This window comes from Trinickia sp. (assembly GCF_051954495.1).
In the GTDB taxonomy this organism is placed as follows: domain Bacteria; phylum Pseudomonadota; class Gammaproteobacteria; order Burkholderiales; family Burkholderiaceae; genus Trinickia.
This window is the reverse complement of record NZ_JBQCHR010000060.1, coordinates 24,884-45,608: the sequence shown is the minus strand read 5'-3', so window position 1 is coordinate 45,608 and position 20,725 is coordinate 24,884. Positions and strand designations below refer to the sequence as shown.

At 61.8% G+C, this 20,725-nt stretch carries 16 protein-coding genes and 1 pseudogene; 8 read left to right on the top strand and 9 right to left on the bottom strand.

From position 1 onward, the window contains the following. Positions 1–50: 50 nt before the first annotated feature. The 4 genes from exaC to ACTHNR_RS09285 all read right to left on the bottom strand — a co-directional run bounded on the left by exaC (position 51) and on the right by ACTHNR_RS09285 (position 6,363). Positions 51–1,577 (bottom strand): acetaldehyde dehydrogenase ExaC, encoded by a 1,527-nt coding sequence (exaC, locus tag ACTHNR_RS09300; protein ID WP_440547290.1) that lies wholly within the window; start codon positions 1,575–1,577, stop codon positions 51–53. A gap of 269 nt (positions 1,578–1,846) precedes the next feature. Continuing rightward, a complete protein-coding gene (locus ACTHNR_RS09295; RefSeq protein ID WP_440547289.1) occupies positions 1,847–3,238 on the bottom strand; it encodes an RNA polymerase sigma factor RpoD/SigA in 1,392 nt (463 codons plus the stop codon). Positions 3,239–3,249: 11 nt separating this feature from the next. Beyond that, complete coding sequence (locus ACTHNR_RS09290) at positions 3,250–4,539, bottom strand: c-type cytochrome (protein WP_440547288.1); 1,290 nt, start codon at positions 4,537–4,539, stop codon at positions 3,250–3,252. Positions 4,540–4,635: 96 nt separating this feature from the next. Then, the gene (locus tag ACTHNR_RS09285; RefSeq protein ID WP_440547287.1) at positions 4,636–6,363 is read right to left on the bottom strand and encodes a methanol/ethanol family PQQ-dependent dehydrogenase; all 1,728 of its coding nucleotides are present in this window, start codon (positions 6,361–6,363) and stop codon (positions 4,636–4,638) included. 510 nt (positions 6,364–6,873) lie between these two features. On the opposite strand from ACTHNR_RS09285, the gene ACTHNR_RS09280 reads away from it, so the two are divergent. From ACTHNR_RS09280 to pqqE, 7 genes are all read left to right on the top strand, one after another. Then, a complete protein-coding gene (locus ACTHNR_RS09280; RefSeq protein WP_440547286.1) occupies positions 6,874–9,219 on the top strand; it encodes a TonB-dependent receptor in 2,346 nt (781 codons plus the stop codon). 223 nt (positions 9,220–9,442) lie between these two features. Next, entirely contained in the window at positions 9,443–11,446 is a 2,004-nt protein-coding gene (locus ACTHNR_RS09275; protein WP_440547285.1) for a sigma-54-dependent Fis family transcriptional regulator, read from the top strand. A gap of 347 nt (positions 11,447–11,793) precedes the next feature. After that, a complete protein-coding gene (gene pqqA / locus ACTHNR_RS09270; RefSeq protein WP_006410019.1) occupies positions 11,794–11,868 on the top strand; it encodes a pyrroloquinoline quinone precursor peptide PqqA in 75 nt (24 codons plus the stop codon). Positions 11,869–11,936: 68 nt separating this feature from the next. Next, a complete protein-coding gene (pqqB, locus tag ACTHNR_RS09265) occupies positions 11,937–12,866 on the top strand; it encodes a pyrroloquinoline quinone biosynthesis protein PqqB (RefSeq protein ID WP_440547284.1) in 930 nt (309 codons plus the stop codon). A gap of 32 nt (positions 12,867–12,898) precedes the next feature. Further along, positions 12,899–13,612, top strand: a complete 714-nt coding sequence (gene pqqC, locus ACTHNR_RS09260) for a pyrroloquinoline-quinone synthase PqqC (protein WP_440547315.1) — start codon at positions 12,899–12,901, stop codon at positions 13,610–13,612. Continuing rightward, entirely contained in the window at positions 13,609–13,890 is a 282-nt protein-coding gene (pqqD, locus tag ACTHNR_RS09255) for a pyrroloquinoline quinone biosynthesis peptide chaperone PqqD (RefSeq protein ID WP_440547283.1), read from the top strand. Before pqqC ends, pqqD begins: the two co-directional genes overlap by 4 nt. After that, positions 13,862–15,040: a pyrroloquinoline quinone biosynthesis protein PqqE gene (gene pqqE / locus ACTHNR_RS09250; protein WP_440547282.1), complete on the top strand. Its 1,179-nt coding sequence runs from the start codon at positions 13,862–13,864 to the stop codon at positions 15,038–15,040. Before pqqD ends, pqqE begins: the two co-directional genes overlap by 29 nt. Before the next feature lie 23 nt (positions 15,041–15,063). On the opposite strand, the pseudogene ACTHNR_RS09245 reads toward pqqE, so the two are convergent. From ACTHNR_RS09245 to ACTHNR_RS09235, 3 genes and pseudogenes are all read right to left on the bottom strand, one after another. After that, a pseudogene (locus ACTHNR_RS09245) lies at positions 15,064–15,198 on the bottom strand (type II toxin-antitoxin system RelE/ParE family toxin); the annotation flags it as partial. Between the two features lie 237 nt (positions 15,199–15,435). Next, on the bottom strand, positions 15,436–16,686 hold the full coding sequence (locus ACTHNR_RS09240) for a hypothetical protein (protein ID WP_440547281.1): 1,251 nt from the start codon (positions 16,684–16,686) through the stop codon (positions 15,436–15,438). A gap of 381 nt (positions 16,687–17,067) precedes the next feature. Beyond that, a complete protein-coding gene (locus ACTHNR_RS09235) occupies positions 17,068–18,066 on the bottom strand; it encodes an RDD family protein (RefSeq protein WP_440547280.1) in 999 nt (332 codons plus the stop codon). 147 nt (positions 18,067–18,213) lie between these two features. Between ACTHNR_RS09235 and ACTHNR_RS09230 the strand changes: the two genes are divergently transcribed. Beyond that, positions 18,214–18,450 carry a SymE family type I addiction module toxin gene (locus tag ACTHNR_RS09230; protein ID WP_440547279.1) on the top strand — a complete coding sequence of 79 codons (237 nt, stop codon included), beginning with the start codon at positions 18,214–18,216 and terminating at the stop codon, positions 18,448–18,450. A gap of 466 nt (positions 18,451–18,916) precedes the next feature. Here the strand turns inward: ACTHNR_RS09230 and ACTHNR_RS09225 are convergent, their stop codons facing one another. Together ACTHNR_RS09225 and ACTHNR_RS09220 are read right to left on the bottom strand one after the other, a co-directional pair. Continuing rightward, the gene (locus ACTHNR_RS09225; RefSeq protein WP_440547278.1) at positions 18,917–19,936 is read right to left on the bottom strand and encodes a hypothetical protein; all 1,020 of its coding nucleotides are present in this window, start codon (positions 19,934–19,936) and stop codon (positions 18,917–18,919) included. A 170-nt stretch (positions 19,937–20,106) separates the two neighbouring features. Beyond that, positions 20,107–20,724: a T6SS immunity protein Tdi1 domain-containing protein gene (locus ACTHNR_RS09220; RefSeq protein WP_440547277.1), complete on the bottom strand. Its 618-nt coding sequence runs from the start codon at positions 20,722–20,724 to the stop codon at positions 20,107–20,109. Position 20,725 lies beyond the last annotated feature (1 nt).

Sequence of the window (20,725 nt, the reverse complement as noted above, 5' to 3'; positions counted from 1 at the left end):
TTCGAGCGCCGCACTGCAGCCGCGGCGCTCGAACGAATACGGCTAGCCGATCAGAAGAACCCGAGCGCTTCTGCCTGGTAGCTGACCAGCAAGCACTTCGTCTGCTGGTAGTTCTCAAGCGCCTTCTTATGGGTTTCGCGGCCGATGCCCGACTGCTTGTAGCCGCCGAACGCAGCATGCGCGGGGTACAAGTGATAGCAGTTGGTCCAGACGCGCCCCGCTTCGATTTCGCGGCCCATGCGATACGCGCGCGTCCCGTTGCGCGTCCACACGCCCGCGCCCAAGCCGTAGAACGTATCGTTGGCCAGTTCGATCGCCTCTTGCTCGTCCTTGAACGTCATCACCGAGGCAACCGGCCCGAAGATCTCTTCTTGGAAGACGCGCATCTTGTTGTTGCCGAGCAGCATCGTCGGTTGCACGTAGAAGCCGTCGCCCAGTTCGGCCAGCGGCGCCGTACGCGCACCGCCCGTGAGGCACTGTGCGCCCTCCCCGCGGCCAATGTCGATATACGACAGGATCTTGTCGAGCTGTTGCTGCGAGGCCTGCGCCCCGATCATCGTCTGCATGTCGAGCGGGTGACCGGCCTTGATCTTGCCGACGCGCGCGATCGCCTTCTCGATGAAGCGCTCGTAGATCGACTCTTGCACCAGAACCCGCGACGGGCAGGTGCAGACTTCCCCCTGGTTCAGCGCGAACATCGCGAGGCCTTCGAGCGCCTTGTCGAGGAACGCGTCGTCCTGATCGAGCACGTCGGCGAAGAAGATATTCGGGCTCTTGCCCCCGAGTTCGACCGTGGAGGGGATCAGGTTTTCGGCCGCCGAGCGCAAGATGTGCTTGCCGACCGGCGTCGAGCCCGTGAACGCGATCTTCGCGATGCGCTTGCTCGTGGCCAGCGCTTCCCCGGCTTCCTTGCCGAAGCCGTTGACGATGTTGATCACGCCGGCGGGGAACAAATCGCCGATGAGTTCCATCAACACCAGCACGGACGCCGGCGTCTGCTCGGCCGGTTTCATCACGACGCAGCACCCGGCCGCAAGCGCGGGAGCCAGCTTCCAGGCCGCCATCAGCAGCGGGAAATTCCACGGAATGATTTGGCCGACGACGCCCATCGGCTCGTGGAAATGATAGGCCACCGTGTTGTCGTCGATTTCGGAGATCCCGCCCTCTTGCGCGCGAATGCAGCCCGCGAAATAGCGGAAATGATCCACGGCCAGCGGCAGATCGGCGGCCATCGTCTCGCGCAGCGGCTTGCCGTTGTCGATCGTCTCTGCCACGGCGAGCAGCTTCAGGTTCTTCTCCATCCGGTCCGCCACCGCGAGCAGAAGGTTGCCGCGTTCGGTCGTGGAGGTTTTCGCCCATTTGCGGCGGGCCGCGTGAGCGGCATCGATCGCGAGTTCGATATCCTCCGCGCTCGAGCGCGGAATCCGACAGAACGGCTTGCCGTTGATGGGCGATACGTTTTCGAAATAGTCTCCGCCGACAGGGGCTACCCACTTGCCGCCGATGTAGTTGTCGTACTGCTTGCGGAACGGGTATTCGACGTCCAGGCCGAGTTGCTTGAGGTCAAACAGGTCCATCGCATGTCTCCTTTCGAATGCGCTTCTCTGAAGTAGGAAATCACAGCGCCAGTCGGCTGTCGGCAGGATTAGGCAACAAGCATGCCAAACGCGAAGCATTGAAAACCGGCAACCCGCGATCCGCCGGCCGCGTACCGGTGTCTCAATTCGACACAACTACGATAGTCGCGCGTGAGACGTGTTTCAAATTTGGACAGCGCCGGATCGACATAAGCGTGGGCGCAACAGCGGACGCGCACTCGCGCTTTATGCTTCGCGCCTAGGCTCGTTCAATGCCCGCACGCGCTCACGTATGCCTTCAGATGCGCGAAGCCGGGCTCGGCTCTTAGCCGCTCGAAAGCCTTCACTTCGATTTGGCGTACGCGCTCGGCGGACAGGTTCAACTGCCGCCCGACTTCGCGCAGCGAATGCTCATCCGCGACGCCAATGCCGAACCTCAGCCTCAATACGTCCGCCTCGCGCGCCGGCAGTCGATCGATCGCGGCCGTCACCGCGCGCCGCATGCGGTAGGCCGTCACCACTTCCTCGGGGGATGGCGTCGCCTCGTCCGCGATGAAATCGCCGATCGTCGCATCGCTCCCCGGCGCGGCGAGCGACTCCGTCGAAACGGGATCGCGCACGATGTTCGTGAGCTCTCGCACCTTGTCGAGCGGTATCTTCATCTTCTTCGCCAATGCCGCGTGCGAGGGCACGCCGCCCACACGGTGCACATGGTCGAGCGTCACGCGGCTCAGCTTGCTTAGCGAATCGGCGGTATGGACCGGAACGCGAATCATCCGGGCTTGATCGCCGAGCGCGTGCAGCACCCCTTGGCGTATCCACCAGGTCGCATACGTCGAAAATTTGAAGCCGCGTGCGGGATCGTATCGTTCGATCGCTTTCATGAGGCCGATGTTGCCCTCCTGCACGAGGTCAGCGAGCGCTAGTCCGCGTTCCGTATAGCGCCGAGCAATCGATACGACTAGACGCAAATTGCCCTTGAGCAAGCGTACGCGTGCATGCTGCGCGCCTCGATCGATCGCCGCCAGTCGATCGCCGAGGCGATGGGCCGACTTGGAGAGGATAGCCGCGGTACCGGCTTGCGCCGGCGCCGATTCGCCGTCCCGCGCGCGCGCTCCAGGCCCACCGCCGTAACGATGCGAGAACGCCCGAGCCATGCGCTCGATGGCCCGGCCCGTGAAGCGCAGGGCCGTAAGCTGCGTTCGCAGTTCACGGCGTGCGCGCCGGTAAAGCGCCGAACCGTATCCGGCGCTCGACATCGCCTCTCTTAAGACGTCGGCGCATTGCTCGATGCGCACGAGCTGGGCGACGAGCGCCGACTGCCGCTCGGGCGAGTCTTCCGCTTCGAAGACGGCGCCGCTCGCCGTGCCGTCGCTCATCGCCGTATCCGGATCCTCGCGACAGAAGCCGAACACATAGCTGCCCAACGGCGTTCTGCCGTCCACGACTTCTCGCCTGATCGACGCTAGTTCGTCGAGCGCCGCAGGATGGCCGGCGAACTGCATCATGCTCGCCACCCGCGCCGAGGCGATGCACCGCGCGAAGGCAAGCTCTTCGTCGCGCGTGAGCAGCGGCGTCGCCGCCATCTCGCGCAGGTAGAGTGCGACGGTGTCGTTCGGCGTCGAGCGCCCCGCTTCCGGCTCCTTACCTCGGATACCCATCGATCACGCGCTCACTTCGCCGCTGCCGTGGACGTGCCCGCCGCCGCGTGACCCACGCCGAGCGGCCCCGCGTTGAGCAGTGTGGTGGAAGCGCGCGCGGTATCGGCCGTCATCTTGGCGCCGCCCGGGGCATAGCCGTTCGCGCTCAGCAAGTACGCCATGATGTCGGCGTAGTCGGCATCCTTGAGCTTGCCGGGGCGGTCCGCCGGCATGTTCGTCGACATATAGGTATAAATGCCGCCGATCGTCAGATGCGAACCCGTCGCCGGTGCGAACGCCGCGCCGCTCAGCGCCGGAGCCGTGATGCCCTGCATGTTCGCGCCGTGGCACTTCGCACACGCGCTGCCGTAAAGGCTCTTGCCATGCGCGACCTGCGCGCGATCGAACGACGGCGCGCTCGACGCCGATGCGGCGGTCTCGTCCGCCGATATCTTGATGTAACGTCCGGCATTTTGTGCGGCGTAACCCGCGTTGCGAAGCATGCCGGCACGTCCCGCGGCGACTGGCCCGTCGCGGTACGCGAACGTCGCCTCCCTCGCCTGCGCGGCCTCGCTCGACTCCGGCAGCATCCACGCTTGCGTGAGCGAGCTTAGGCGCCCGTCGGCCGCCATCGCATCGAGCGCACCGTCCAGCTTGCGCTGCAATGCCGCGGCATGGGGGCCCAAGGCAAAGACCAGTTGCCAGTCGGAATAGGGCGAATGCGTCTTGCGAACATCGAACTGTTGCGCGCCATGCGCTTGCTGATACGCGACGACCGCCGGGTACCAGACGATGGCCCGCATCGCGCGGCCGCTCGCGACGGCGTCGACGGTCGATTCAGGCGTGTTCTCGAGATCGAAGTGTACGTGCTGCTCTTGCACGGCAATCAACTGCGAGGGGCTGCCGTAGGTTGCCGCAACCACCTGATCGGCCTTGTCCTGCGTTCGCTTGCTCGCTTCGACACTGACGTAGTTTGCCCGCAAGTAGCCGCGGGAGAACCGCATCTCACTGCCCGAGCCGTCGGCCACGGACGAACGCGGGAAGCCCGCGATGACGTCGCAGTCGTGACCGAGCGTGCGGCGCAGTTCCTTCAAGGAGACGCCGTCGTCATCGCCGCCGCCGATGCCGTTATCGACCAGCGTGGCGGCGATGCCCGCCGCTTTGAACGCATCTTTCGCGACGGTTCTATCGAGCGCGGCCGAGGGACTACCCGGAAACGTGCAGATGCGAATCGGCGTGGCGGCGAGCGCCGACGACGAACCGATCGCGAGGCCGGCGACGGCGATCGCCGCCGCCGCAAATTGATGAAGGTGCGTATTCATGATCGTACTTCCGATGAGTGCCGAGTCGCGGCCGCCGAGCGGGCGGCCGCGACATCCGGCGCTTTGGATGAGGCTAGCTAACCGAGACCCGACGAATCAGCCGTGGTGCAATGCGAAGACATACAGCGTGCCGCCGCGCGGCACCTTCTCGGCGGTCTTCGCCATCGGGCCGCCCCAGATCGGGTTCGCGCCACCGTAGCCGGCGAGCACCGCAACGTACTCTTGCCCGTCCACTTCGAACACCGACGGCTGCGCGATGATGCCGCTCGCGAGCTTCGGGCTCTGCCACAACACCTTGCCCGTCGTTTCGTCGAAGGCATAGAGACGCCCGTCGAGCGAACCGCTGAATGCGAGCCCGCCGGCCGTGCTGGCCACGCCGCCGTTCCACGGCATCTTGCTCCAATGGCTCCACACCTTCTTGCCGGTATTCACGTCGATAGCTTGCAGTTCGCCGTAACCTTTGCTGCCTGGTTCGGGCTTGATCTCGAAGCCTTCGCCGAGATACGGCAGACCTTCCATGTAGCTCACCGATTTACCCGACAGACTCATGCAGGCGTGCAGCGAAGGCACGAACGCCAAGTGCTTCTCCGGATCGTAAGAGACCGACCACCAGTTCTTGCCGCCCAGAAAACTCGGACACGTATCGATCGTCGTGCCGACATTGGGGAACTTCGAGCGATCCTCGATCGGCTCGCCATCGGCCGTATAGCCGGTGACCGAGGTCGCTTTCACGAACGCGCTGGCGTAGATCAGCTTGCCCGTGGAGCGATCGATCGCATGGAAGAAGCCGTTACGGTCGGCGTGGATGATCGCGTCGTAGTCCTTGCCGTCGTGCTGGATCTTCGCGAGGATCGGCGTGTTGACGCCGTCGTAGTCCCACGTATCGTTACGCGTGTATTGGTAATGCCACTTGATGTCGCCGGTTTTCGGATCGAGGGCGAGCAGCGAATCGCTGTACAAGTTGCTGCCAGGACGCAGGGTCGCGAGCCACGGCCCCGGGTTGCCGACGCCCCAGAACAACGTCTTCGTCGCAGGATCGAACGTGCCCGTCAGCCAGGAAGCGCCGCCGCCATGCGCCTGCATGCCGTCCGGCCAGGTGTCCCCGCCTTTTTCCTTGGCGTCGGGAATCGTCGTGCGCTTCCACAGCAAGTTGCCGTTCTCGGGGTCGAGCGCGGCGATAAAGCCGCGCGCGCCGTATTCGCCGCCCGAATTGCCGACGACGATCGCGCCGTCGATTGCAAGCGGCGCGAGCGAGAAGGCGTAGCCCGTGCCCGGGTCGAACATCCGCTTCTTCCATGCGACGGCGCCCGACTGCGCATCGAGCGCGACGATCTCGCCGTTGAGCATTGCGATATACGCGTTCTTGCCATACAGCGCCACGCCTCGGTTCACGACATCGCAGCACGCGTTCTTGAACGCTTCGGGGCCGAGGTTCGGCTCGTATTTCCAGAGCGCCTTGCCCGTGATGGCGTCGAATGCGTAGACGTTGTCCTTAGGGGTGCTGACGAATAGATAGCGGCCGTTGACGATCGGCGTGGCCTCGAACCCTTGCTGCAAATCGGCCGGAAACTTGTAGCTCCATGCGAGCCCGAGTTTCTTGACGTTGGTCGTGTCGATTTGCTTTGCGGGGGAATGGGACTGCCCGTCATAGGTGCGGTAGTACGTGAGCCAGCCCGGGTCGCTCTGCGCGTTGGTCAAGCGGTCGAAGGTGACCGGGGGATAGTCGCCAGCCGCGCTCGAGAGTTGCGGGGCGAGGCCGATGGCGGTGAGGGCGCACGCTGCGAGCGCCTTCCGCCAAGTGGCCGAAGCGGAACTTCGATTCATGTGTGTCTCCTGTGTCGGCCGGCAGTGTGGGCCGTGGCGCCCACTGCCGGTCCCATGCCAAGCGAGGTTCGTCGATTTATCGCGGCGCGGCGGCGTCGAGTTCGAGGCTCGACGCGCGACGGATGGCCGCGGGCGACGCTGAATGCAAAGGGTGTGCCATCGCCGCGCGTAGACCGTGCGAAGCGCCGGTAGGCCTTCGCGGCCAGCATGGGTCGCGCAACGGCGTCGACGTGTCCATCCACGCTCGCCGTCAAAAACTGAAACACCTGGCGCGCACCGAGTGTCGCGAAACGAGACACCGGCCGTTCGATGAGACACCTCCGGCAAGAGGCATCGGCTCGCGGACGTCACGCCGCTCATCCAGGTGCGCCGACGCGCGCCATGCGCGGTCGCCATTGGCATGGTTCTCGCCTTAAAGAGCCGGCAGAAGTCAAACGACAAGGGCGAAGTATGCGGAGGAGACCATGAGACAGAACAAGACGGCGGCCGAGTCCGTGCGGCGGTGGCCGAATGATTAGGAGGACTACCCATGTTCATCGAACGAGACGCTATCGCCCCCGTGCAACGAAGCACCACGCGCGCTTCTCGCGCGGCGTCATCGCGGGCGCGCTTACGGGGCTTGCGCTTCCGGCCCACGCGCAAACCCCTCCAGAGCGGCCGTTGCCCGCTGCGTCCTCTAGCGCCGCTACCGTCGTCGCGACGCTCGAGCCGGTTGTCGTGATCGGCACGACGCCGCTCCTCGGTATCGGATTGCCCATCAGGCAAGTGGCGGCCAACGTACAAGTCGTCCATGCTCGGCAAATCGAGCAGCAGCATCGCGAAACGTTGACGGATTACTTCGGCAAGAACCTGCCGAGCGTCGACGTCAGCGACGCTCAGGGCAATCCCTTCCAAGCCAATGTGAACTATCGCGGCTTCACGGCCTCGCCGTTGCTCGGAACGCCCGAAGGCCTCTCGGTCTTCATGGACGGCGTACGCATCAATGAGCCGTTCGGCAATGTCGTGAACTGGGATTCCGTCCCGCAGCAGGCCATCGATACGATCGAGCTCGTCCCCGGCTCCAGCCCGATGTTCGGTCTGAATACGCTTGGCGGGGCCCTTGCAATTTCCACGAAGGACGGCAAGACGCACCCGGGTGGCGGCATCGAAATCACCGGCGGCTCATGGGGCCGCAAGACGGCGCAAGTGGAACAAGGCGGCACGATCGGGCAGAACCTGGACTACTACGTCACCGGCAACGCAGCGAACGACGACGGCTGGGCCGCGCACAATGCAAGCCGCGTGCGTCAGGCTTTCGGCAAGCTGCGCTATACGGACGCGGACACTACACTCGCCTTCTCGGCCGGCGGCGCCGACAACGACCTGCAAGGCACGCAGACGATTCCGCGCTCGTTCCTGAACGACTTTCGACAGGCCTATACCTACCCTGATCGGAACTTGAACAGCGTCGGCTACGCCACGCTTTCCGGTCAGCACTATTTCAACGACGGCGTCGAATTGAGCGGCAATGTCTACTTTCGCCGGTTCGTGAACAGAAACGTTAGCAGCAACAACAACACCGATTACGGCTCGCTTCGGCCTGACGGGTCTATCGACACGCTGCAAGGCAGCAACGTGAAATCGATGATCGGCACCGACAGCTACGGCGGTAGCCTGCAGTTGACCTTGCTGGGCAAACTCGGGGCGATGCAAAACCAGTTCGTGGCCGGGGTGGCGGCCGATTTCGCGAACACCCATTACACCGAATCGACTCAGGACGCCTCCTTCACGGATTCGCGAGCGGCGGTCGGCATCGGCGACTTCGCGCAGAAGGTGAATGCGCGCACGCGCGACGCCAATCTTGCCGCCTATGTGCAGGACACGCTCTCGCTCGCGAAGCAATGGACGTTGACGCTCTCGGGCCGCTATGACTGGGCGAAAGCCAAGATCGGCGACGCAAGCGGCGTGCAGCCGCAACTCGACGGAAGCCATGTGTTCTCGCGCCTGAACCCGGCGATTGGGCTTACCTGGAACCCCACGCCGGCCTTCACCGCCTACGCCGGCTATAACGAAGGCATGCGCACGCCCACCGCGATCGAACTCACGTGCGCGGATCCGGCCGCACCCTGCTCGCTGCCCAACGATTTCGTGTCCGATCCAGCGCTGGCCCCTGTCGTCTCGAAGACGATCGAAGCCGGGGCGCGTGGACGAATCGGCGCTCATACGACGTGGAGCGCGGCCGTCTATCGCACGACGCTTTTCGACGACATCCAGTTCATCAGCGCGCCCACGTCGGCTCAAGGCTTTTTTCGGAACGTAGGGAAGACACGCCACCAAGGTATCGAGCTTTCGGGCCGCACGAAACTGAGCAAGCTCGGTGTGGCGGCGAGTTACAGCTATACCGACGCGACCTATCGCTCGAACTGGACCGCCAGCAGCCCCAGCAATTCGAGCGCGGATGCGAGCGGCAACATCGCCGTTCACCCAGGCAATCGGCTGCCCGGCATTCCCGCCAATACCGTGAAGCTGCGGCTCGACTACGCGGCTACGGCGAAATGGACGGTCGGAACGAACCTCACGTATCGTGATGGCGTCTATGCGCAGGGGGACCAAAACAACGAAGATGTGAACGGCAAGATTTCGGGCTATGTCCTGGTCGATCTCGATACGGCGTATGACCTGACAAAGCGCTTGCGCGTATTCGCGACGGTGACCAATGTGCTGAACAAGCGCTATGCAAGCTACGGCGTACTCGGCCAGAACTTCTTCAATGGACCGAACCATACGTTCGACGGCCAGGCGCCGGTCAACGAGCAATTCGTCGGACCTGGCGCCCCGAGAGGCGCGTGGATCGGGCTGCGATACGCGTGGGATTAGCGGCGCCGAGCGGTCGCCCGGTTGATGCAGCGCAAGCCCGGTGGCGGAATCGGGATATTCCCGATATTCCTTCGAGCATTCAGACGTCATCGTAGTGGGTCGATACCGAAGCATGGCGCTTCGACGCTGCGGTATCGCCCGCGGTTGCAAGCTGGCGCAATTTTTGCTCTCCTGGGAGTCAAAAGCGTTTCGGCGACAGCCGACGCTCGATCAGGAGGAGACAATGCGCAACGTCGTTCATCGCCCCGGGCGCGCCGTGGCGGGTGGCGAGTCGAGCTGGCCCACGCCATGTATCCAGAAGGCACATGAACGCTCCGAAGGCTACGGGCTTTTGACGGGCGCACGCCCCGACTACGACATCCTGCCGACTTCCGAGCTCGCGCTCAAAGTCGAGCAGAACCGCATCCTCTGCGCGCATGCCATGCCTGTCATGGAGACGCTGCGCGACCAAATCGTCAACACCGAAAGCATGGTCGTGCTGACCGACGCCCAGGGCTTGATCTTGCATTCGATCGGCGACGACGATTTCCTCGCGCGTGCCGAGAAAGTCGCCCTCAGGCCCGGCGCGCAATGGTCGGAGGAGCGGCAAGGCACGAACGCGATCGGCACGGCGCTGGCCGAGCGCAGCGCGACCGTCGTGCATGGCGACCAGCATTTTCTCGAGGCGAACCGCTTTTTGACATGCTCGAGCGTGCCGATCTTCGACCCTTACGGCGACGTGATCGGCGTGCTCGACGTGACGGGCGACTACCGCAGCTACCACCAGCACACGATGGCGCTCGCCAAGATGTCGGTTCAGATGATCGAGAATCATCTGTTTTCCTCGACGTTTCGCGACACGCTGCAAGTGGGCTTTCACCCCCGTCCCGAGTTTTTGGGCACGCTGATGGAGGGGATCGCCGCGTTCACCGGAGACGGCCGCTTCCTTTCCGCGAATCGCAGCGCACAGTTTCAACTGGGCTTGCCGCTGGCCGCGTTGCGCGCGCATACGCTGTCGTCGCTGTTCGGCATGACGAGCGCCGAGCTGATCGATCGCCTACGCGCGAGCCGCGAGCCGATCCTTTCCCTGAACCTGTACAACGGCGCGACCGTTTGCGCGAGCGTCACCTTCCGCCGCGGCTCGCTGACGCCCAGCGCTTGGCAGCCGGAAGGCCGCCGCGAAACGGGTGGCCAGACACAGACGGTGGCGTCGCCGACCGTGCGTACGACCTTGCGCACCCTGAGACTCGATCAACTCGACACCGGCGATCCGCAAGTCACGAACGTCATTGCGAAGGTGCGCAAGGTCATCGGCAAAGACATCCCGCTTCTGATCACTGGGGAAACCGGCACCGGCAAAGAGTTGCTTGCCCAGGCGATCCACAACGAATCGCCGCGGCGCTCGGGCCCCTTCGTGGCCGTCAATTGCGCGTCGATTCCCGAGACGCTGATCGAATCCGAACTGTTCGGGTACGAAGAAGGCGCATTTACAGGCGCGCGCCGCAAGGGCGCCGTCGGCAAAATCGTACAAGCGCACGGCGGCACGCTGTTCCTCGATGAAATCGGCGACATGCCCTATCCCTTGCAGGTGCGCCTGCTGCGTGTCCTGCAAGAGCGCGTCGTGAACCCGCTCGGCTCGACGAAGTCGATTCCCGTGGACATCGCCATCGTCTGCGCCACGCACCGCGATCTGCGCGAGATGATTGCGCAAAACCGCTTTCGAGAAGACTTGTATTACCGGCTGAACGGCCTCGTCGTCAAACTACCGCCGCTGCGCGAACGCAAGGATCTTGCAGTCGTCATCGGCAAAATGCTCGAGCGCGAAGCGCTCACCGGCGGCGCAGGGCAGCATCTGTCCGTTGCCCCCGAGGTCATGACGCTGTTCGAGCGCTGCACGTGGCCCGGCAACTTCAGGCAGCTCGGCAATTTGCTGCGCACCGCGGCTGCCATGGTGGAAGACGACGGCGAAATACGCCGTGAACACCTGCCCGACGACTTCTTCGACGATCTGCGAACGATCGAACCGGCGACTCAGGCTGCCGACGCGTCCGCCCCGAGCGAGCCTGCCGTCCAGGCAGGCACGGGCACGCGGCTGCAGGACGTCGAGGCGCAAGCGATCGCGGCGACGCTCGCGCTGCATGGGGGCAACGTCTCGGCCGCCGCCCGTGCACTCGGCGTTTCGCGCGCTACTCTCTACCGCAAAATGCCCGGGATCGCTCCCACGAAGAGCGGCGACAACGAGGATTGAGTTTTTCAGGCCGCCTTCCGCACCTTCCACCTTTTGTCCTGGCGCCGCTGTCGCATTTTGCAACAGCGGTGTCGCCGAATAAGACACCCGTTGTCGCATCGTGCTGTGCCCCGGACGCATCCTCACTGCATTGTTCCCGTTTTTGCGACCGAATCGCGTGCCCGATCGCTCGTGGGCTCGTTGGCTCGCCCCCCTCCTCTGGTGTATTTCCCCTACTTTCGTCGCCGACAAGCGAACGCACCCTGCGCGCTGTCATCGGCATAGCCCTTGCTTTAACGAATGGACCGCGTATCGAACCATGCGGTTACGCAGCTTCATCGATGTTCCACTCAATCAAGGAGACAGCCATGCAATGGACCACGCCCGCCTACACCGATCTGCGCTTCGGTTTCGAAATCACGATGTACATCGCCAACCGTTAAAGGGTAGGTGAGCACGCCGTGCGCGAGGACGACTTCCCTCGTGCGCGGCCGCTACTTAGGGCATTGCCATGCTGATCAAAGTTCTCGGCTCCGGCGCGGGCGGCGGCCTGCCGCAATGGAACTGCAATTGCGCGAACTGCACGCGAACGCGTGCATGGACGAATGGGTTCAAGCCCCGCACACAATCATCGATCGCGGTGAGCGAGAACGGCGAAGATTGGGTGCTCATCAACGCATCGCCCGATTTGCTGACGCAACTGCGCGCTCATCCCGAACTACAGCCCGCCCGCGCGCTGCGCGATAGCGGCATCGCCGCGGTCATGCTTTGCGATGCGCAGATCGATCATGTGACCGGCTTGCTGATGCTGCGCGAACGGACGAGCCCTTTGCCGCTCTATGCCACGCGCCCCGTGCTCGACGATCTGTCGAGTGCTTTTCCGCTGATTCCTTTGCTCAGCCATTACTGCGGAATCGAGCAGCATCCGATTGCGCTGAGCGAACCCTTTTCGATCGAGCGCCTGACAGGTATCCGCTTCACGGCGATTGCCATCGAAAGCGCCGCGCCGCCCTATTCGCCGCATCGCAACGCGCCGGTTCCGGGCGACAACATCGCACTCGTTATCGAAAGCGTGAAGACGGGCGCACGCGCGTTCTACGCACCGGGCCTTGCCCACGCTTCGGATGCTGTCGTATCGGCGATGCGCACGGCGCAACTCGTGCTCGTCGACGGCACGTTCTGGACCGATACCGAGATGATCGACCTCGGCCTGTCGAGCAAACGTGCGGCCGACATGGGGCACTTGGCGCAATGCCCCGCGAACGGCAACGCCGGCATGATCGCATTGCTCGATACGTTGCCGAGCACCACGCGCAAAGTCTTGATTCATATCAACAACACGAACCCGATCCTCGATCCTTGCTCCGACGCGCATGCGAGCTTGCGCGAACATGACATTGAGATCGCGGAAGACGGGATGCAATTACAGGTGCAGCCTTGAGCGCGATTGCCACAGAAACCACACGGGCCACGCTGGCGGAGCCTTCGGCGCGGGTAGACGATACGCCATGGACGCGCGAGCAGTTCGAGACGCAACTGCGTGCGCTCGGCGTGCGCTATCACATTCATCATCCGTTCAATATCCGGCTCAACAGCGGCCAGTGCTCGCCCGAGGAGATACGCGGGTGGGTGGCGAACCGCTTCTACTATCAAATCAATATCCCGCTGAAGGATGCGGCGATCTTGTCGAATTGCGACGATCGAGAGACGCGGCGCCTATGGGTGCAGCGCATTCTCGATCACGACGGGTACGGCGACGATCCGGGCGGCATTGAAGCGTGGGCTTGTTTGGCCGACGCAGTGGGCTTGTCGCGGGACGAACTCTGGTCGCTGGAGCATGTCGTGCCGGGCGTGCGGTTCGCCGTGGATGCCTACGTCAACTTCGCGCGCCGCGTGCCCTGGCAAGAGGCCGTGTGTTCCTCGCTCACCGAGATGTTCGCGCCGCAAATCCATAAGGATCGGCTCTCGGGATGGCCTTCGCTTTATCCGTGGATCGATCCGCAAGGATTGGGATATTTTCGGAGCCGCATTCCACTCGCCACGCGCGACGTGGAGCATGGACTCGCCGTCACGCTCGATTATTTCCGGACTAGCGCGATGCAACAGCGCGCGCTCGATATCCTCAAGTTCAAGCTCGACATTTTGTGGTCGATGCTCGATGCCGTTGAAAAGGCGTACTCGCAATGAACTATGCCAACGCCAAAAACGGGGCGCCGCTGCGTCCTCGCCTTTTGCCGATGTTCCGGCTGCAGTGGGAAACCGAGCAGGACGCCTATGTGCTGCTTTATCCGGAGGGCATGGTGAAGCTCAATCCCAGTGCGGGGCAAATACTCGTGCGGTGCGATGGGACGCGTGAACTCGACGAAATCATCGGCGAGCTCGAAGCGTTGTTCAACGCGCAGGATTTGGCGGCCGACGTTTACCGGTTTTTAGACCATGCGCGTCAGCGCGGCTGGGTGGACTGAGATGGATGCTCGCGCTCACGGTGCCGGATCGGCTTGCGAATCGAGTTCGGGATCGGGATCGGGGTCGCCCCCGCTTTGGCTGCTTGCCGAACTCACGTATCGGTGTCCGCTTCATTGCGCGTTTTGCTACAACCCGGTGGACTTGGACCGTCATAAGCACGAACTCGGTACCGAAGACTGGCTGCGGGTCATCAGCGAAGCGCGCGCATTGGGCGCGGTGCAGATCGGGTTTTCCGGCGGCGAGCCGCTCGTGCGCGATGATTTGGAAGTGCTGGTCGCCCATGCTCGTGGGCTCGGGTTCTATACGAATCTGATTACGTCCGGCGTGGGGCTGACCGAAACGCGTATCGCCGCGTTGAAGCTGGCGGGGCTCGATCACATTCAACTGTCGTTTCAAGATTCGTCGCGCGAGTTGAACGACTTTCTCTCCAGTACGAGAACGTTCGAACTCAAGCGCAAGGTCGCGCGGTTGATCAAGGCGCATGGGTATCCGATGGTGCTCAACTGCGTACTGCATCGCTATAACCTGCCTCACGTCGGGCAGATCATCGAGATGGCGCTCGATATCGGCGCGGAGTATCTCGAGTTGGCGAACACGCAGTACTACGGGTGGGCGATGCTCAACCGCGAGCAGTTGATGCCGACGCAAGAGGCGCTGCGCGAGGCCGAGGATACGGTCAATCGGTATCGTGCGATGGTGGGAGAGCGGTGCCGGATTTTGTTCGTCGTGCCGGACTACTTCGAAACACGGCCCAAAGCTTGTATGAACGGGTGGGGGTCGGTGTTTCTCGGCGTGGCGCCGGACGGGGCCGCGTTGCCGTGTCACGCGGCGGGATCGCTGCCGGGGCTCGTATTGCCGAACGTGCGGGAGATGTCGCTTTCCGAGGTGTGGTACGAGAGCGAGGCGTTCAACGCGTTTCGCGGCGAAGCTTGGATGCAGGAGCCTTGCCGAAGCTGTGACGAAAGGGCGAAGGATCATGGCGGGTGCCGATGTCAGGCTTATGCGCTGACCGGCGACGCTAGGGCCGCCGACCCGGTTTGTGCGAAGTCGCCGCAGCACGGCGAAGTGGAGAAGGTCGTGGCGTTTGCGCGGGAGGCTCGGCCCAAGGACGAGCGGCCGCTGATTTTTCGGAGTATGGGGCGGGGGTGAGGGGCGGGTTGGGGTGGGTTGCGTTACTCACGCCCCGTGCGGAATAGATAGGTATGCTCGGCTAGCGGCAGCAATGCATCCTCAATGAGGCTCTTGATACGACGCGCGGCGGAAGGATTGTGTTCGGCGATGAAGGCAATGATCGTCGCAAGATTGCGGCGTGCGGCGGGAACCGCACTTCACCAACATCATCCGCGTATGTTGGCTGCTTTTTGGTGGCACCTGCCGATTTTGCTTGCTAAATAGGATCAAATAACGCTGATAGCGCTCCGGCTTAACCGCTGCAGTCCTACGTTACTGATTGCGTGCGGAATACGCTGACGGCGCTGCTCTGGCGACGGTAGCTGTTGCCATAGGCGCCCGCCGCTCGGCGGGCGCATTTTCGAGGCGATTCTTTAGTCGAGGACCCGTCTACCGTAAATCCATTCAACGCTTCCGTACGGGGCCAGGTGATCGAGATCCTTCAGCCCCGATCGAGCGACGTCAGGATGACCGTCTACGAACTTGGCGTAGGCCGCGGTATAGAACAATTCCTCTGCGCGTGCGTCTTGCCTGTCGGTACCAGACAGGCCGCCGATGACCGCATCCATCTCGGTCGACGCCTGCGTCGCCGTTTCAGTGCCCTGCCACATGCGCAACAACGCACCGTAATGGGTCCTGTCGTGCTCCGCGTAGTACGTCGCATCGTGCTCGAGCCGCGGGTTCGCCAAAGACGGGTCATGCGCCCGCGACATGATGTAGCGATAGACCAAACCCCGGTAGGCGTAGAAGCTCGGCCCTTCGAGCGGCGATTCCGCGTCGGCCAACGTACCGATCGCATCTTGCCACTGCTGCAGTTGCATATGCGCGAACGTGGCCGTCATGAATCCCTCGGTGTAGGTAGCCAGCGCACTGGCCCGTTCCGCCGGAGCTTTGCTATCGGCGAATGTGCGGGTCTTCTCCAATTCCGGGGTCAGCAGCATCAATGCGGCCTCTGGCCGATTCAGCGAAAAGAGGATGCCTGCTTTCGTCGCAATCAGGTCCTTGCTTTTCGAAGGCTCGATTAGTTTGAGCGCCTGATCGATCTTGGTCAGCGCCTCGTCAGACCGCCCGAGCGAATCCAGAGCCGATGCCTCGTGTTGCATGGCGAAAGCCTTCTCCGAATCCGATTGCGTGGCTTCCTCCTTCTTTCGGGAGTCATCGAGCACTTGCTCATGGAACGACTTCAAGAAGTTCTCATCGCCACGACGCAAGTCGGCGATTCGCAACGGCCGTTTGCAGGTCACTGCCTGTCCGACCCGGATCGGATCGCCTGGGTCCGTGACGTCGGTGATTCGTTGCGAACAGCTTCGCGTGCCTTGATAGTCGAAGTCCACTAAATAGCTATGTCCCTTCTCCGGGGTAAGCGCTGTTACGATCGGCCCGCACGAATAGTCGCCTACTTGTGGTTCCTCGGAGCCGGACAGACCTTTCACCTGAATCGTCATGCCAGGCTTCACGTAGCGCGTACGCGAAATTTCCGCATGAGCGGCCACCTTGTTCACACGTTCGGTTAGGCGAGCGATTCCGGGCAAGAGAATCCCCCTTCCACTGTCGAATACCCGCCCGACGGGTTCGAATCCTTCGCATGCCCGCGGGGCAGCGCTCATCCAGTACATCATCACCATCGGCATTCCGCTGCTTTTGAAAACGACTTTGGCGTCGTCACTGTTCGCGGGGCTGGCGACTGTTGTTGCGGGCCTCGTTCGGCGTGCCTTGACTCGTTTGGTGACGGCGTCACCCTCCGACGGCTGTCTATGTGCGCAAGCTGCGAGGCCTAGAACGGAAGCCAGCGTTAGTGTGAGCGTTAGCGTTGTGATTTTGTTTGTATGCATATTTTTGTTTTTAAAACAAGGAATTCAAATTCAATCTCAACTCCAAGGAGCGCTTGTCGCGCGAATATCCGGAGCGCGAGATAAAGCGTTGCATAGGCCGATTGAGAAATGCCGGCTAACATTCGACTTCAGTTGCTGCGCCAAGGAGCGCGCGTATTAGTCGATGAACATCGTTCAGGAGCGGCGGTGGGCCTTTAGTCGCGCCAACCACTCGCCACCCGGCCGGCTCTCCGCGGTCTGAACCCGCCATGTGGCAATGCCCAGATCAACGCCGCGCACGACGACCACCGTGACTTCGCCGTTTGTCGGTGACGGCATTGCGGTGAATGCAGCTCGTGCGATTTCGAGAACACCGGCCTGTGTTTGCAATGCCGGCGTGCCGACCACGGCGGTGACGATCAAGCTTGTGTCAGGCGACGTGGTGGAGCCCACCCGATGCATGCTTGAAACCGAGCTTTGCCGCACATCCGGAACGCTGGCCACCGCCTGCTGTATTCCCCACAAACCGGCGAACGCTTCTTGAACTCGGTGCCGCACGAGCAGGCCGCCCACGGTCACCAGCATGCAGATCAGACCCATCACGAACCAATGGATAGAACGCACCGGCCCTTGTCGACAAGAATATGCTTCGACACGCACTACTGCCGAGGAAACGACCAGGTCGTGTAAAGATCGTCGGCTCGGCCGATTGAAGATCACAAGGTAGACGATCGCCACCCCCCAAACAAAAACGGCTTCCGAATTGGCAATCGCCGGCCATGACGCCAGGTTTCGCATGATGGGTACATCCACGAATCCAACGCCGCCGAGGACGAAAGGCACCGCGACGATCGCATAGCGCACCCACGCTTGAGACGCGCTAAGCGGTATGAAGCCGTCTGGCGTGATCCTCACCACTTTAATCTTCAACGCTTGTTTGCCGAATGACTGAAAGCGGCCGTTGGTCCCTTCCATCAATACGAAATATAGGGAGTCCAGCGCAAAACCGATCAACCGGCCCCACGCGCCAATGCGGGCCAACCATTCGAAGCCAAGCGCAATGACGGCCATTCCGATAAGACCGAGCACGACACCGTCGATCGCGAATGCGGCCGTTCTACGCCAGAAACCCGCTGTCTGTATGTGATCGGCGCGCGGTACGGTCACCGTTTCGCTATTCGTTTCTTGGACCATTTCTTGACCTAAATCTCTCTTCTTCCGGGCTCGTCACCGACGCACGACCCGCATGGGACTTGGCGATGACTTCCCCAAACGCGGGGGTAGCCGCCTGAACGCCTAGTCGCTCGACACGCCACCACCCACTCACCCGAAAAATTGTTCATGGCGGACGCCGATGTTCAACCACCCACCCAGCTCGCCGAACGCTGCCTTACCGTGCAGCAATCGCGGCGCTATCAACCGCTCTCCCGGTTCAAGCCCGCCGCCCGTCGCAACGCCCCGCCGCTCGTGCCTTGGTTCAAGCTCTCAGGCCGATGGCTCGAACACGCCGGATTCGATCCGGGCCAGCGACTGAAGGTCGAAGTCCAGCTCGGCAGGCTTGTCATCACACACGCTTAAACAACTTCACAAACAACGAGCCCGGTCAGAGAGCCGGACTTGCACCGCCTAGGAGCAGGGTTAGCTAAAACCCAGGGGCATTCCTCCAACTAACGTAGCTCGGGAATTCCCCGCCATTTAAAAAAGCAACGAATAGGTCGGCCACTTGATCTGACATGAACCACTCGTCTGACCGCATGGGGATATTCCCGGCACGAAACGAAAGTATCGTGCCATCCGGGCGGATCGGGCTAGGCTTATCATGGAATGCCCGCAAGCGCTTCTGACCGACAGTGTCATAACGCTCAACCATGCACGTCACCCCACCGCCGGCTACCTGCACATAGTTCCCATCGGCATCTGTCAACGATGCATAGGACGAAGGCCCATAGCTCCTGAGCGATTTAATTGCCTTTACGACCTGCGGCTTCGTTGGCCCCTGAATCGTAGCCTTCCCTTCAACTTCCAATCTCATTTCTCAGCACCCTCATGGAACGTACACAGTCGTAGCACTTCCAACCGTTTTCCCAGAGAACCGACCTGCGCCTGTTGCTCCAAATTGATTAACAAATTGATCTGTGAACTGCTGATACGTGTTTCGAGTCGCATTTCCACTTTTCACCTCGATTCCATGCAAGATCCCATCCGCATCCTGCGTAACGATGTCATAACGCCGCAGGCCTAGGGGGCCATCGACCACTACCTCTTCGCCAACGACGTTGACACCATTGCTCCGAAGGAAATCCGCAAATTGTGTCGACGCCGTTGTGCCTGGCGCAGGGTTGCCCGAAACACTCGCAAACTTCCCGTCCGGTGTTCTAAGACTTCCGTCAGGATACAGCCTGACATTGCTCCCGAGATCTTGAGGGCTGCCAGACGGGCTTGAGGCGCCATTCGAGGAAGAATTCGCACCACTATTATCGTCACCATTCGACACCGTCGCCGTCGGCGGCACGTACCCAGGACTACCCGGAATTGCCACGCTGGGACCAACAGGAATCGGCCCTTCAGGTGTCATCAGAGGCATCGGCGGCGTCACCACCGCCGTCGCCGTCGGCCCCCCCGAACCACCATTATTGTTGGCGTTAGTCAGATCGTCGGTAGGTGCTTGCGCGCCCAACCCTTGCCTGATCTTCGTCAGGAACTGATCACCAAAGTTCGTCGCCCCACGTACTAGCCCCGGCCCCGTCCAATCCCATGCCGCGCCAAGCTTATCGAGCCCTCCATCGACGATTGGGTCGTATTTGAACAACCCCGTCGACGCCAATTGCCCCTGCTCCGCTGTATCGCTAGCCCCTCGTTGTTGCGAAGCCAGCGCAGCCGCTTTCGCAGGATTGTCATCCGACATCTGGTCAGCGCAATGGACCATATAACAGCCAGCGTCCTCGTATCGCTGCTTCTCGTCCGCGCTCTTCCCCTCCTCCAGTGCGTCAAGCGTTTTGCGCTCGTCCTTCTTCGGATCCTTATCGGGGTGAAACTGCCGATTGTAAAGATCCCTGCACCCCACACGACCGCCGTTGTCGATCCCTCTCGCTCACTGATGCAGCAAGGCTGTGCACGCCGACCACCTCCGACGTGCCGTCCTCCTCACTGCTTTTTTCCTAGACGCGGTTTTCCGCCCTAAAACGAAAAACGAAGGTGTAAATCCTCAATAATGACTAACCGCCGTCGCTACGCTTACTGCATCCTTCCCCCAAAGATGTTCACCTTGGAGCCAACGGCGGCACCGCGCAATTTCGAAATAAGTTGCGCAGAAATTGTCCAATAAACGTCGAGGTCGATCAGCTCCAAATTTTCGACCGTGTCGCTTCCTCCAAGGAACAGTGGGCGCTTATAGCCGACACACTGACGAAAAGATGGCCGCCCCCCGCCAATCTGAAGCCATCTTTTGTAAAAGTCGTCAGCAAGTGCCGCATCTGCGTAGTTGCAGAGTTCCTCATCATGAAAAGACCGCAGATCGCACGGTATTTCTAGCGCTTGCCCGCTACCGGGCTCAAACATCACGACGGCAGGTTCGTACCCGACCAGTCGCTGACCATCGAGCGCAAACACTCGACCGAGCCAGTCAAAAGCAAAGCAATGAACGCGCCCTTTGAACTCCGGAAACGCCGCCTCCATCGCATGATTCCACGTTCGCACGTCGCTTGCGCCCAGTACCCGGTATAGGCCTCCATTGAAAGATTGGCCTCCAAAACGTTGGACAACCTCGGAGACGTACCGATCATCAGAAGAGGTGCGAGCTTTTTCGTTCATCGGCGTGTCTGACCGGAACGAGGCTTCAAATTGCTCAAACATT

What these genes read in the sequence shown, in the direction of transcription:
- exaC (WP_440547290.1), bottom strand. Translation starts at nt 1,577, where the DNA reads ATGGACCTGTTTGACCTCAAGCAACTCGGCCTGGACGTCGAATACCCG.
- ACTHNR_RS09295 (WP_440547289.1), bottom strand. Translation starts at nt 3,238, where the DNA reads ATGGGTATCCGAGGTAAGGAGCCGGAAGCGGGGCGCTCGACGCCGAAC.
- ACTHNR_RS09290 (WP_440547288.1), bottom strand. Translation starts at nt 4,539, where the DNA reads ATGAATACGCACCTTCATCAATTTGCGGCGGCGGCGATCGCCGTCGCC.
- ACTHNR_RS09285 (WP_440547287.1), bottom strand. Translation starts at nt 6,363, where the DNA reads ATGAATCGAAGTTCCGCTTCGGCCACTTGGCGGAAGGCGCTCGCAGCG.
- ACTHNR_RS09280 (WP_440547286.1), top strand. Translation starts at nt 6,874, where the DNA reads ATGATTAGGAGGACTACCCATGTTCATCGAACGAGACGCTATCGCCCC.
- ACTHNR_RS09275 (WP_440547285.1), top strand. Translation starts at nt 9,443, where the DNA reads ATGCGCAACGTCGTTCATCGCCCCGGGCGCGCCGTGGCGGGTGGCGAG.
- pqqB (WP_440547284.1), top strand. Translation starts at nt 11,937, where the DNA reads ATGCTGATCAAAGTTCTCGGCTCCGGCGCGGGCGGCGGCCTGCCGCAA.
- pqqD (WP_440547283.1), top strand. Translation starts at nt 13,609, where the DNA reads ATGAACTATGCCAACGCCAAAAACGGGGCGCCGCTGCGTCCTCGCCTT.
- pqqE (WP_440547282.1), top strand. Translation starts at nt 13,862, where the DNA reads ATGCGCGTCAGCGCGGCTGGGTGGACTGAGATGGATGCTCGCGCTCAC.
- ACTHNR_RS09240 (WP_440547281.1), bottom strand. Translation starts at nt 16,686, where the DNA reads ATGGTGATGATGTACTGGATGAGCGCTGCCCCGCGGGCATGCGAAGGA.
- ACTHNR_RS09235 (WP_440547280.1), bottom strand. Translation starts at nt 18,066, where the DNA reads ATGGTCCAAGAAACGAATAGCGAAACGGTGACCGTACCGCGCGCCGAT.
- ACTHNR_RS09230 (WP_440547279.1), top strand. Translation starts at nt 18,214, where the DNA reads ATGGCGGACGCCGATGTTCAACCACCCACCCAGCTCGCCGAACGCTGC.
- ACTHNR_RS09220 (WP_440547277.1), bottom strand. Translation starts at nt 20,724, where the DNA reads ATGTTTGAGCAATTTGAAGCCTCGTTCCGGTCAGACACGCCGATGAAC.